Origin of the sequence: Streptomyces inusitatus, assembly GCF_014651115.1 — a bacterium.
In the GTDB taxonomy this organism is placed as follows: Bacteria; Actinomycetota; Actinomycetes; order Streptomycetales; family Streptomycetaceae; genus Streptomyces; species Streptomyces amakusaensis.
Genome location: NZ_BMWG01000007.1, coordinates 193,141 through 205,408 on the forward strand (window position 1 = coordinate 193,141; position 12,268 = coordinate 205,408).

At 72.5% G+C, this 12,268-nt stretch carries 12 protein-coding genes; 6 read left to right on the forward strand and 6 right to left on the reverse strand.

Features of this window, described 5'->3' with window-relative positions; all coding sequences use genetic code 11:
• Positions 1-48: 48 nt before the first annotated feature.
• Positions 49-708, reverse strand: coding sequence for a helix-turn-helix domain-containing protein (locus tag IE247_RS14680; RefSeq protein ID WP_190123528.1), 660 nt, complete (start codon positions 706-708; stop codon positions 49-51).
• A 236-nt stretch (positions 709-944) separates the two neighbouring features.
• On the opposite strand from IE247_RS14680, the gene IE247_RS14685 reads away from it, so the two are divergent.
• Positions 945-2,015, forward strand: a complete 1,071-nt coding sequence (locus IE247_RS14685) for an MmyB family transcriptional regulator (RefSeq protein WP_190123529.1) — start codon at positions 945-947, stop codon at positions 2,013-2,015.
• A gap of 331 nt (positions 2,016-2,346) precedes the next feature.
• Here the strand turns inward: IE247_RS14685 and IE247_RS14690 are convergent, their stop codons facing one another.
• The 3 genes from IE247_RS14690 to IE247_RS14700 all read right to left on the reverse strand — a co-directional run bounded on the left by IE247_RS14690 (position 2,347) and on the right by IE247_RS14700 (position 3,760).
• Positions 2,347-2,640, reverse strand: a complete 294-nt coding sequence (locus IE247_RS14690) for a hypothetical protein (RefSeq protein WP_190123530.1) — start codon at positions 2,638-2,640, stop codon at positions 2,347-2,349.
• Positions 2,641-2,708: 68 nt separating this feature from the next.
• Positions 2,709-3,122, reverse strand: a complete 414-nt coding sequence (locus tag IE247_RS14695; RefSeq protein WP_229869118.1) for a hypothetical protein — start codon at positions 3,120-3,122, stop codon at positions 2,709-2,711.
• The gene (locus IE247_RS14700; protein ID WP_229869119.1) at positions 3,116-3,760 is read right to left on the reverse strand and encodes an ATP-binding protein; all 645 of its coding nucleotides are present in this window, start codon (positions 3,758-3,760) and stop codon (positions 3,116-3,118) included. The genes IE247_RS14695 and IE247_RS14700 overlap by 7 nt, the downstream gene beginning before the upstream one ends.
• A 126-nt stretch (positions 3,761-3,886) precedes the next feature.
• On the opposite strand from IE247_RS14700, the gene IE247_RS14705 reads away from it, so the two are divergent.
• The 5 genes from IE247_RS14705 to IE247_RS14725 all read left to right on the forward strand — a co-directional run bounded on the left by IE247_RS14705 (position 3,887) and on the right by IE247_RS14725 (position 9,777).
• A complete protein-coding gene (locus tag IE247_RS14705; RefSeq protein WP_190123531.1) occupies positions 3,887-4,747 on the forward strand; it encodes a Sco1979 family transcriptional regulator in 861 nt (286 codons plus the stop codon).
• Positions 4,748-4,984 (forward strand): DUF397 domain-containing protein, encoded by a 237-nt coding sequence (locus IE247_RS14710; protein ID WP_190123532.1) that lies wholly within the window; start codon positions 4,748-4,750, stop codon positions 4,982-4,984.
• A 191-nt stretch (positions 4,985-5,175) separates the two neighbouring features.
• The gene (locus IE247_RS14715) at positions 5,176-5,808 is read left to right on the forward strand and encodes an isochorismatase family protein (protein ID WP_190123533.1); all 633 of its coding nucleotides are present in this window, start codon (positions 5,176-5,178) and stop codon (positions 5,806-5,808) included.
• Positions 5,809-5,924: 116 nt separating this feature from the next.
• Complete coding sequence (locus tag IE247_RS14720) at positions 5,925-9,338, forward strand: NACHT domain-containing protein (protein WP_190123534.1); 3,414 nt, start codon at positions 5,925-5,927, stop codon at positions 9,336-9,338.
• A gap of 4 nt (positions 9,339-9,342) precedes the next feature.
• Positions 9,343-9,777: a YchJ family protein gene (locus IE247_RS14725; protein WP_190123535.1), complete on the forward strand. Its 435-nt coding sequence runs from the start codon at positions 9,343-9,345 to the stop codon at positions 9,775-9,777.
• On the opposite strand, the gene IE247_RS14730 is transcribed toward IE247_RS14725, so the two are convergent.
• Complete coding sequence (locus IE247_RS14730) at positions 9,750-11,849, reverse strand: MDR family MFS transporter (RefSeq protein WP_268247195.1); 2,100 nt, start codon at positions 11,847-11,849, stop codon at positions 9,750-9,752. The genes IE247_RS14725 and IE247_RS14730 overlap by 28 nt on opposite strands.
• Positions 11,850-11,945: 96 nt before the next feature.
• Entirely contained in the window at positions 11,946-12,203 is a 258-nt protein-coding gene (locus tag IE247_RS14735) for a hypothetical protein (protein ID WP_190123536.1), read from the reverse strand.
• Positions 12,204-12,268 lie beyond the last annotated feature (65 nt).

A 12,268-nucleotide genomic window follows, 5' to 3' on the forward strand; every position in this document is an offset into this window, starting at 1 on the left:
GCACATGTGCGGCCTCAACCCTGCACTGACATCAGCCCGTTTCTGAAGTCATCTTTCCGTCGGCTTTGGCGAATCTCGTGGTTCCACCGGCTTGACGCTCTCCAGCAGCAGATCGAGCCATTCGGTGACCTTGTCCCGGTGCTTGTCGGTGGGGAGCTGGGCGGCCCGCCAGGCGATGCCCCGCACACCGTGGTCCTGGAGCAGCCGCTCCAGCGGATCGACGTCCCCGGCGCAGTTCTGGAGCAGCCGCTGCTCGGTGCGCTGGAGCGCGCTGTTGAGCGCGTCGGCGTCCCCGGCGGTGAGAAAGCCCGCGTGGACCCGGAAGAACCGCTGGATCGCGTCGCAGTGCTCCATCGTCGGGCGGCGGTCGCCGTTGATGAGCGCGCCCGCCTGCTGCCGGGACATCCCGGCCCCGTCGGCGATCTCCTGCTGGGTGTACCGGCGGCCGTTGGGTTTGAGCCGCGTGCGCCGCAGCAGGTCGAAGCGCTGGAGGAACCTTGCCTGGAGGTCGGGTTCGCCCGCGGCGCGGCCTTCCAGCAGCGCGCCGACCACCTCGGGAGGCACGCCCGAGGCATCGGAGAGTTCGTGCACGTCGAAGACATCACTGTGGCCCAGCCCCAGTCTGCCTGCGAGTTCGGTGACGCGGGCGACCGAAGCCGCCAGCGGGCCTGCGGCAGCCGGGCCCGGAACCGAGAAGCCGTCTGTCACCAGTGGGTCTCCTAGATCACGCGAGATGGCTCCGCACACGGTTGGCTGCCCGGAGATTAACTGTTTCCCGGACGTACAGCCAGGACTTGCCACAGCTGTGGCGCGATCTATGCGTTCAGCGCCGCCGAATGCCACGATAGTTGACATGGCCGCTCTTCCGGTAGCAGGATCGCCGGGCGGGGTGAAGATCCAAAGGGCGCTGCCGCAGCGGTACTTCGAGAAGGGTGGCGTTCTCGATGACACATGAGGCGGGTTACGACCGTTCTGGTGTCCAGGTGCGCCGGGGGTGCGTCGGCACCGGCCGGGGCACGCTCCGGTCGAGAAGACTGACCGACATACTGCGCGAGCGCAGGGAAGAGCTGGGACTGAGCGTGGCGGAAGTCGCCGCCCGGCTCGACATCAGCACCGGCGTCTACGACACCTGGGAGGGCACGCCCTCCGAGGACTGGACCGAGGACCGGCTGTACGCGCTGGTCAAGGCCCTGGAGATGACCGATCAGCAGGGCGGCTGGCTGTTCCGGCTCGCCATAGACCGGGAGCCGCCCGCGGCCCTGGCGGGCCGGTCGGTGCGGACCGCCTCCCCGATGGGCCCGGCCCGGCCGTCCGGCCCGGCCTTCCCGTCCGGGCTGATGCGGCCGTACGCCCCGGTGGCGCCGCCGGTGCGGCCCCCCGAGCCCGCGGGCCCGGTGCGGACCCCGCTTCCGCAGGATCCCGGGGCCCAGGACTATCTGCGGGATTACGCGGCGATGATGGACGCCGTCCCGCTGCCGTCGGTCCTCTTCGACCGCCGCTGGGACGTGGCGCACGTCAACCCGGCCTTCCAGGCGCTCTTCCAGGGCATGGGGGAGCACCCCACCGCGATGCCGGACCAGAACTTCCTGCGCTTCGTGCTCTTCCACCCGGACGCGGGCGCGGTCCTCGGCGACCGCGAGACGAGCTGGTGCCTGCCGCTGCTGGCGCAGCTGGAGTCGGCCCTGGAGTGTTACGAGGACGACGGTGTGCTTCAGGCCATTCGCGGGGAGATCGCGGACGACCCGATCATGGACGCCGCCTACCGCTGCGGGCTGCCGCACTGGATGCGGGTGGCCGGGGCCGCCGCCGTCCACCACGACGGGGCCCTGCGCCCCCTCCACCACCCGGACCCGAGGTACGGGCGGTCCGAGTGCCGGATCGTGGACGAGACCCCGGCGACCCTCCAGGACCGCGGCTACACCCGGATGACGATGGTGCTGCGCGAGCGCAGGACCGGCTCCACGCCCAACCCCCGGCGGGGCAAGTCCCATCTGAGAGCCGTCTCCAGCAGCTGAGGCCCGACCCGTAAGCCTTCGCGAGCCCTGTACGCCCCCGGTCGCCGCCGGGGGCGTACTCGCCGTGCGCCCGGGCCCGTCGGCTGTGCCCGGCGGCCGGACCCGGACCGGGTCCGGACATGAGAGTGGCGGTACGCCAGGGCCCCCCAGCCCCGGCGTACCGCCTTCCTCGGCCCGTCGCTCCGGCCACCCCCCATACCCCGCGGCCGGACCCGGACCGGGTCCGGGACCAGGCCCCCGGCTTCCCCCGCGCGGGGGCCTGGTCCCTCCCCCTGATTCCCCCGTGTGCTCAAGGCCGGCGGGCCGCTTCGGCCCGGCGGGGTCCACACCGTCAGCGCAGCGACGCGACGGCCCATTCCGCCGCCACCGCGAGGGCGACACAGGCTCCCAGGGCGACGGTCGCGACGCGGGTGCGCCCCTGCCGGCTCAGCACCAGCGCACTGCCCGAGAGGATCAGGGCTATGCCGTAGAAGCCCACGGTCAGGAACGAGTGCGTGCTGCCGATTCTGAGAACGAGCGCCGCTCCCACCGCGGCCATGACGACCACGGAGAGGACGGTGCGGACATGACGTGCCTGACGTGGGGTGAGCCCTTGGCGTTCCGGGCCCAGGTTCGCTTCCGACATGCCCGGAAGGGTATCCGCACCGGCTCCGCTCAGGCGGTCGGAGACGGCGGCCGAGGTGCTCACGGCGGTCATGCGGGCCCGCCGACGCCGGCGGTCCACAGGGGAGCCGTCCCGGTCAGCTGACAGGCCATCAAATAGAGTGGGATGGGCGGTGTGTAGGGACTGTTGTCGTCGGGCCAGCTGATCAGCCGGGGATCGGTCCCCGGCACCTGTGCCCCCTTGGCGTAGTGCGAGGGCAGTGGCCAGGTCAGCTCCAGGTCGGAGCCGGCCGGGACGATCCACCACCACCAGTCGGAGTCCGCGAAGACGCAGCCGTTGCGCGGCAGCCGCCCCAGCAGACGGAATCCGTGGCGGGCGGGGAAGCCCACCGCGTCACAGCCCAGTGTGGGCACGATCGAGGACGGCAGCTCCAGCCGGACCAGCCCGCCGCCGCGGAACTCGCGCCCGCCCCGGATCGAACGGGGCGCGAGATGCCTCAACACGACCGCTCCGTACCGAAGGGCGACCCCGAACGGCGGGGGTCGGACCCCGGTGTCTGCGAGGCCCCCGAGCCCTCGGCGCGCGCCGACTCGGCGCGGGCGTGCGGTCTGCGGGCCTCCGGCGCTCCGGCGCGGCCCGGGCGGGCCGAGAGCCTCGGCGGCTCGGCCGCCGCCGGGAGGTCCGCCCCGTACGGACCGGCGGTGTGGGCCAGCTCGGCCCAGACGGTCCGGCCGCTGCCCCGGTGGCCCGCGTGGGCACCCCAGGCGCTGGACAGGGACTCCACCAGCAGCAGCCCCCGGCCCCGCTCCTCCGCCGCCTTGGTGTGGCACACATGCGGGCCGGTGGGGGCGCACCCCTGGTCCCGCACACTGATCCGCAGCCGCTCGACGCCGTTGAGCAGCTCGCAGGAGATGAGATGGCTGCCGCTGTGCACGACCGCGTTGGTCACCAGCTCGGAGACCACCAGCATCGCCGTGTCGTGCACATCGCCGCCTATGCCCCAGCAGTGCAGCCGGTCACGGGCGAGCTTGCGGGCTCTGGAGACGTACTCGACGCGCGCCGGCAGCTCGAAGCCGTACCTGTGGTGGTCGGCCCCCGAGCACGGGTCCATGAGTGGGGCGTGGAGCGCGTCACGGTTCACCCGACCACTGTCGCTCTGAAATGGACACCTTGGCAAGAGCCACTCTGAATTTTTCAGAGTGGGCATATTCATCGTTGCGGGCGCGTGGCAGACTGCTCGCATACAGCACAGTGGGGAGGTCTCGAAGTGAGCGAACCGCGGTCCGCCCCCACCGTGGGGCAGGTCGTCCTCGGCAAGCGCTTGCAGGATCTGCGCGAGCGGGCCGGGCTCAAGCGCGAGGAAGCCGCCAAGGTTCTTCGCGTCGCCGCGGGCACCATCCGCCGCATGGAGACCGCCGAGGTCGCGTTGAAGATCCCGTACGTCCAGCTGCTGCTGAACGCGTACGGCATCGGCGACGAGGAGTCGCGCGGCTTCATCGAGCTGGCCGAGGAGGCGAACAAGCCCGGCTGGTGGCAGCGGTTCCACGATGTGCTGCCCGGCTGGTTCAGCATGTACGTCAGCCTGGAGGGCGCGGCCAGCCTGATCCGCTCCTACGAGCCCCACTTCGTGCCCGGTCTGCTCCAGACCGAGGAGTACGCGCGGGCCATCATGCTCAGCGGCGCGGTCGGACAGACCGATCCCGAGGAGATCGAGCGCCATGTGGCGCTCCGTATGGAGCGGCAGGCGCTGCTCACCCAGCCGGGCTCCCCCCGGCTGTGGGTGATCATGGACGAGACGGTCTTCCGCAGACCCGTCGGCAGCCCCGCCGTGATGAGAGGCCAGATCGACCGGCTGCTCGAAGGCGCCCAGCTGCCCCATGTCACCCTTCAGGTAGCCGAATTCGCCTCCGGGCACCACCCCGGCACCTACGGGCCCTTCGTGCTGTTCCGGTTCGCCGTCCCCGAGCTTCCGGACATGGTCTACAGCGAGTATCTGACCGGCGCCGTCTATCTCGACGCGCGCCCCGAGGTCGCCTCGCATCTGGAGGTGCTGGACCGCATGGCGGCCCAGGCCGCGACCGCACAACGCACGAAGGAGATCCTCAAGGGTCTCCGCAAGGAGCTGTGAATGGAACACATCTACAACGGGATGCCGGCCACCGAGCTGGGCGACGTGGGCTGGCACAAGCCGTGGAGCGGGGGCAACGGCGGCAACTGCTTCGAGACGATGAAGCTCGCCGACGGCCGGGTGGCCGTGCGCCAGTCCGCCGACCCCGACGGCCCCGCGCTGATCTACACCCCCGGTGAGATAGCCGCGTTCATCCGGGGAGCCAAGTCCGGACAGGCGGACTTCCTGCTCACCTGACGGACGGACCGGAACCGGGAAGTCATGCGTTCCAGCGATCACTTATCGGCCGCCGTCCCCACGGCGGGACACCTCGGAGAACGGCGTGCGGGCACCCTCCCCGCACGCCGTCGTCGTTCCCCCGCCGCGCGGGGAGCCCGCCCGGCGCCGCGCTACCGTGGAAGGGCCGCCGATCTTCCAGGAGGGTGAGCATGAAAGACCGGGAAACCGCCTCCGATGCGCCGGGCGGCTTCGTCCGCGACGGGATCTGGCACTCCGTACCCCCGCTGCCCGCCGCGACCGGACCGGCGCAGGCACTCATCCTCGTCGACGCCCAACGGGCCTTCCTGACCGGGAGCGACGCCGTGCCGGACGCGGAAGAGCTCGTCGAGCGGCTCTCCGCGCTGCTGGACCGGGCCAGGGCGGCCGGCGCGCTCGTCGCGCACCTGCGCAACGACGGCGAACCGGGAGCCGCGGACGAGCCCGGCACCCCCGGCTGGGAACTCCACCTCCCCGTACGGCTGTCGCCCGACGAACACCTCGTACCCAAGGACGGCGACGACGGCTTCGAGGGAACCGCGCTCGGCGCGCTCCTGGACGAGCGCGGAGTGCGCCGGGTGGCGATCGCCGGCGTCCTCTCCGAGATGTGCGTCAGCGCCACCGCGGCCGCCGCCCTGGAACACGGACTCGAAGTGGTGCTGCCCCGCGACGGGCACGCCACCTACGGCCTGGACGCCATCCCCGCCTCCGTCGTCTCCCGCGTCGCCGAGCACGCCCTCGGCTCCGACCCCGAGTTCGTCCTCTCGGCGGACGCCGTCGCCTTCACCGCGCCGCGCGGCCGCTGAACGACATCGTCCGCCCGGATGCACCCTCTCGGTGGATCCGACCTGTTTCACCGCGATAAGGGTGATTCGCGTGGTAGACCGGAAGCGGAACGGCGGCTGAGGTCAGGGGTGCGGCGGTGCGGACACGGCGACTGGTCAGCTACAGCGACGCGGTGACGATCCTGACGGGAGACAGCGCGGGGCTGGCCGCCGCCGACCGGATGCTCGGCGGGGCGCTGACGGTGGCGACCGGCGGGGTCAGCGACGTCCTGCTGAGCGCCCTCGACGCCCAGGGCCGGATCCTGCGGCTCGGCCGCGATCTCACCGCCGGACTGCGGGACAACCTCCACGGGGCCGACCGCGCCACCCGCACCGAACGGATCGCCGCCGCCCACACCGTACTGGTGATCACCGCCTTCTTCGACGCCCTCGGAGAGGAGGGCAGCCTCCCCTTCCGGCTGGAGGAGCTGGAACTGACCCGCGACGAGCAGATCGCCATCGCGGGCGGGGCGGGCCGCGACCTCCTGGCCGCACTCCTCACCACGGGCGCGCCCCAGCCCGCGCCCCACACGCCCTACGAGAGCCTGCTCGACGAACTCCGCCACTGGTACTGGGCGCGCGGCGACGACCTCACCGACTTCATCCATGGACTGGCCGTCTGGGACGGCCTCACCGACCGGCAGCGCGACGCCGTCGACCACCTCTTCAGTGACGGCGTCTTCGCCTGGACCGCCGTCGAGTGCTATCAGGAGCTGTACGGCAGACTCGCCCTGGAAGTCCCCGAATTCGGGCTCTGGTCGGGCCGGCTGGACCACCAGGCCACCCGGGTCGCCGTCCGCCAGGCGCTCGGCGGCATCGAGAGCGCCCTCGCCGGACTCAGCTCCCCCAGTCCGCTCAGGGCGGTCGCCGACTCCCTCGCCACCGGCTACCGCGCCGCCCTGCCCCGGCCGATGCTCTCCGAGGGCCAGGCCCCCACGGGCGTCCGGCTGCCCACCCTCGGCGAGGGCTATGTCGACCCCGACTTCCGGGTGCGCCCCGTCCTCGACGGAGCCCAGGGCCCGGCCGAGGAGGGCTGGTGGGAATCCGCGCCCGTACGCTCCGACCTCACCGAATATCTGGCCGGCACCCTCACCACCGTCGCCGCCGCCACCGCGCCCCTGATCGTCCTCGGCCAGCCCGGCGCGGGAAAGTCCGTACTGACCAAGATCCTCGCCGCCCGGCTCACCGGCGTGGGCTATCTGCCCGTACGGATCGTGCTGCGCGAAGTCCCCGCCGACACCGACATCCAGGACCAGATCGAGCACGCCGTCCGCACCGAGACCGGCGAACGCGCCACCTGGCCCGAACTGGTGCGGGCCGCCGGCGGGGCCGTCCCCGTACTCCTCTTCGACGGATTCGACGAACTCCTCCAGGCCACCGGCGTCAGCCAGTCCGACTTCCTCATCCGCGTCGCCCGCTTCCAAGAACGCGAAGCCGACCAGGGACGGCCGGTGTTCGCCCTGGTCACCAGCCGCACCGCCGTCGCCGACCGGGCCCGCTACCCCGACGGGGCCGTCGCCCTGCGGCTGGAGCCCTTCAACCGCCCGCAGATCGCCCGCTGGCTCCAGCTGTGGAACCGGCTCAACGAACGCTCCCTCGCCGAACGCGGACTGCGCCCGCTGACCGCCGACATCGCCCACCGCCACCAGGCCCTCGCCTCCCAGCCGCTGCTGCTGCTGATGCTCGCCCTCTACGACTGCACCGACAACGCCCTGCGGCGCGGCGCGGGCGGCGACGAACCCCTCGGCGAGGCCGAACTCTACGAGGAGCTGCTGGCCTCCTTCGCCGTGCGCGAGGTCAGCAAGTCGGCCGTCGCCTGCACGACGGGAGAGCTGCGGGAGCGCGCCGAACAGGAGTTGCAGCGGCTCTCGCTGATCTCCTTCGGGATGCTCAACCGGCACCGCCAGTGGATCACCTCCGCCGAGGCGGAGGCCGACCTCGCCGCCCTCCTCGGCAGACCCGAGCCCGCCCAGGACGGCTTCCGCGCCCCCCTGGGGCAGGGCGAGATCGCGCTCGGCCGCTTCTTCTTCGTCCAGCGCGCCCAGGCGGTCCGCGAGGGCCGAAGGCTGGCCACCTACGAGTTCCTGCACGCCACCTTCGGCGAGTACCTCGCCGCCAGGCTCGCCGTACAACTGCTGGCGGGCCTGCTCGACCAGCGGCCCGCGCTCGCCCTCGGCCGGGTCGGCGTCGACGACGACCTGCTCTACGCGCTGCTCTCGTACGCCTCGCTCGCCTCCCGGCAGATGCTCCGCTTCGTCGGCGCGCGGATCGACGGGATCGCGCCCGACGCCCGCCACCGGCTCGGCGAACTGCTGCTGGTCGTGATGGCCGACCACCACAACCGCACCGAGCACCACTACACCGGCTACCGCCCCGGCGTCCGCGCCACCGCCGCCCGCCACGGCGTGTACTCCGCCAATCTGCTCATCCTCACCCTGCTGGTCACCGGGGGAGTGCGCGCCAGCAGACTCTTCCCCGACGTCCAGACCTGCGCCGCGATGTGGCACCGGCGGGTGCAGCTGTGGCGGGCCGCCTTCACCGAACCGGAGTGGACGGATTTCGCGCTCGCCCTGAGCGTCCGGCGGATCTGGGACGGGGAGGACCGCGACCTCGACATCCGCCCCGCCCAGGAGCTGCCGGACCCGCCCGAACCGGTCGACGTGTACTGGCTGCACGGCCTCTCCCCGGCCCACGAGGACCGAAGCCGCGCCGTCAACCGGGTCCGCCCCTACGCCGAGCAGATCCGGCACAAGACGGCGGTCTCCTCAGGCGCCGACGACGCCATCGTGCTCCACGCCGTCGACCCCCTCCTCACCTGGCTCGCCCCCGCCGTCACCACCTTCGTCGGCACCCCCGACGGCACCGCCGTCTCCGTCGCCCACGGCCTGACCTCGCTCTGGCTCGCCAGCGGCCTGGGCGCGCCGGAGGACGAACTCGCCGCCCAGTACGAGCACTGCGCCACCTTCATCGGCCCCGGCGGCGGACTCGACGACACCTCCCAGCGCTGCGTCATGCGCCTGATCCTCCGACAGCTCGCCACCGACGCGGCCCGGCTCCCGGCGAGCGTCGCCGCCCGGGTGCTGGCCGCCGTCGAATCGGGCGCGCACGACACCGTCGGAGTCGCCCTGATGGCGCGCGTCGCGCTGAGCGTCCTGGAGGCCCACGGCGAGGACACCGGGGTACGGGAGTGGGCCGAGGCGGCCCTCGCCCACGCCTCGGCCGCCTGCCCCGACCGGCTCCTCGCGCTCTGGTCCGAACGGCAGGGCTCCGCCGACGCGCGCGCGGCGCTCGGGGCGGCCGTCGCCGAACTCCTGGCCACCGGCTCCCGGGAACAGCTCGCCGCGGTGGACCCCGCCCTGCTCGACCGCGCCCGCCGGTACGCCGCCGACAGCCCCGGCCGCCGCCCGGGCCCCCTCTGCCCCCAGCCGAGGGCCGAGGAACCACAGCCCCGCCGGCCGGACCGCGGCCGGGACGGCCCGGGGCGACCCCGGCCCACGGGCGCGGGACAATGAACCCATGTCCCGACGCACCCCCCGCACCCGGCGCGCCCCCGCCGACGCCCTCACCGCCGTGTCCCCCTGCCCGTGCGGACTGCCCGCCGCCTACGGCGAGTGCTGCGGGCGCTTCCACCGGGGGGAGGCCGCCGCGCCCACCGCCGAACTGCTGATGCGCTCCCGCTACAGCGCCTTCGCGGCCCAGGACCCGGCCTATCTGCTGCGCACCTGGCACCCCGCCACCCGGCCACAGACCCTGGAGCTGGACCCGGCCATGCACTGGAGCGGCCTGGAGATCACCGGAACCACCGAGGGCAGCGCCTTCCACACCACCGGGACCGTCACCTTCCGGGCCCGCTACCGCCACCACGGAAAGCGCGGGGAACTCTGCGAACGCAGCACCTTCGAGCGCGTGGACGGCGCCTGGGTCTATGTCGACGGCTCCTTCCTGGACTGACCCGGCCTGCGTTGCTTCGAAGACGCTCCCTCGGCGAGATCCTCCGCCAGCAGCCGCTTGGCGATCGCGTCGGCGGCGGCGCACAGCTCGGGCCCCGGCGGGCGGCCCAGATCGCGCTCCAGCTGATCCTCCAGCCACCGCTGCCAGGCCCGGGTGATCGCCGCCGCCTCCCGCCGCCCCGCCGCCGTGTGCGAGAAATAGTTCCCCTCCCGCGTCAGATACCCCTCGTCCACCATCCGGGCGAAGACCGGGACCAGCACCTCCGGCGGCAGCCGGCGGCGCGCCGCGATCAGCCCCGCGCTCGCGTGGCCGACCGTGCGGGTCATCACCTCCACCTCCATCACCGCCCACGCGCCCGCGACATCCAGCCGGGTGTCGGAGCCGGTGACGACCCGGCGCGCGGTGTCCGCCCCCGTCCGCGCCACGATCGTGGCCACGGCCCCCTCCAGCAGCTCGGCCGAGTCCCCGGCGGTCGTCGGCGAGGAGAAGGCGTCGCCCATGTCGGTGGAGGCGATCCGGGCCGTGTCGCGCAGCGGCACCTCCTTCAGGAGGAGCGAGACGACCAGACCCAGCACGGCCACCGGCACCGTCCACAGGAAGACCGTGTGCAGGGTGTCCGCGTACGCCGTCACGATCGGCTCCCGCAGCTCGGGCGGCAGCCCGTGCAGACCCTCCGGGGAGCGCGCCAGCCGGGCGATCACCTCCGGGTCCGCGCCGCTCGCGCCGGCCGCCTCGGCGACGCCCCGGGTGAGGTTGGGGGTGAGGGCGTTGGCGTAGATGGTGCCGAAGACCGCCGCCCCGAAGGCGCTGCCCAGGGTGCGGAAGAAGGTGACGCCGGAGGTCGCGGTGCCGAGATCGGCGTACTCCACGGTGTTCTGCACGGCGATCGTCAGCACCTGCATCGCCAGCCCGATGCCGGTGCCGAGGACGAACATGTACAGCGATTCCAGCCATGCCCCGGTGCCCGGACCCATCAGGGAGAGCAGATACAGGCCCACGCCCATCACCAGGGTGCCGACGATGGGGAAGATCCGGTAGCGGCCGGTCCTGCTCACCGCGTTGCCGCTGAGGACGGAGGCGATCAGCAGTCCGGCGACCATCGGCAGGGTGCGCACACCGGAGAGGGTCGCCGAGTCGCCGTCCACGTACTGGAGATAGGTCGGCAGGAAGATCAGCGCGCCGAGCATCGCGAAGCCCACGATGAAGCTGAGCACGGAGCAGACGGTGAAGACGGGGTTGGCGAACAGCCGCATCGGCAGCATGGGTTCGGCGGCCCGGGTCTCCACCAGACAGAACAGCGCCAGCGCGAGCAGCCCGCCCGCGAAGAGCCCGATGACGACCGGCGAGCCCCAGGCGTACTCGTTGCCGCCCCAGCTCGTCGCCAGGATCAGCGCGCCCGCGCCGACGGTGACCAGCGCGATGCCCGCGTAGTCGATCACCGGGCGGCCCGCCGTGCGCACCGAGGGCATGGTGCGGGCCGCCGCGAAGACGACGGCGATCGCGATCGGCACATTGACGTAGAACGCCCACCGCCAGGTCAGATGGTCGGTGAAGAGCCCGCCGATGAGCGGCCCGATCACCGTGGAGATGCCGAAGACGGCCCCGATCGCGCCCTGGTACTTGCCCCGGTCGCGCAGCGGGATCACATCGGCGATCAGCGCCATCGAGGTGACCATCAGACCGCCCGCGCCGACGCCCTGCACCCCGCGCCACACGATCAGCAGCGTCATATTGGTGGCCAGGCCGCAGAAGAACGATCCGGTGATGAAGACGACCGCCGAGATCTGGAAGATCAGTTTCCGGCCGAAGAGATCGCCGAACTTGCCGACCAGCACCGTGGCGACGGTCTCCGCCAGCAGATACGAGGTGACCACCCACGACATGTGCGCGCCGCCGCCCAGCTCCGCGACGATCGTCGGCAGCGCGGTGCCCACGATGGTCTGGTCGAGGGCCGCCAGCAGCACCCCGAGCATGATGGTGCCGAAGACGATGTTCCGCTGCCGCGCGTCGAGCACGGGCGGCAGGGCGGCGTCGGCCGCGCGCTCGGAGGTCGTCCCGCTGCCGGTGGTCACCCAGACAGCGTCACACCGTCGTCGGCCCGCCGCATGCGGTGGGAGTCCGCCCGGAGTACGGGTACGGGTACGGGTACGAGTACGAGGGTGTACGGGTCAGTAGCGGCTGCCCGGCCTGATCACCAGCCGGGGGTGGTGCGCGGCCAGCACCTTGTTGGCCCGGGCCAGCACCGAGAGGGCCTGCTCGCGGTCGGCGCGGTCGTCGGCGCAGAGCGGGTCGCGGAAGAGGCCCACCTCGCGTACGGCGGTGTCCGCCTCGATCTCCGCGCGCAGCACATGGGCGGGCATACAGGATCCGATCAGCACGGCCACCCGGTCGGGGATGGGCACGGGAATGAGGGGGGAGGCGGTCACGTCGTCATCCTTCTCTGCTGCTTCAGCGGCCCGCGCCGGCGCACCGGCGGGGTCTGTCCCCCCAT

What these genes read in the sequence shown, in the direction of transcription:
- IE247_RS14710 (WP_190123532.1), top strand. Translation starts at nt 4,748, where the DNA reads ATGGAACACATCTACAACGGGATGCCGGCCACCGAGCTGGGCGACGTG.
- IE247_RS14690 (WP_190123530.1), bottom strand. Translation starts at nt 2,640, where the DNA reads ATGTCGGAAGCGAACCTGGGCCCGGAACGCCAAGGGCTCACCCCACGT.
- IE247_RS14715 (WP_190123533.1), top strand. Translation starts at nt 5,176, where the DNA reads ATGAAAGACCGGGAAACCGCCTCCGATGCGCCGGGCGGCTTCGTCCGC.
- IE247_RS14725 (WP_190123535.1), top strand. Translation starts at nt 9,343, where the DNA reads ATGTCCCGACGCACCCCCCGCACCCGGCGCGCCCCCGCCGACGCCCTC.
- IE247_RS14685 (WP_190123529.1), top strand. Translation starts at nt 945, where the DNA reads ATGACACATGAGGCGGGTTACGACCGTTCTGGTGTCCAGGTGCGCCGG.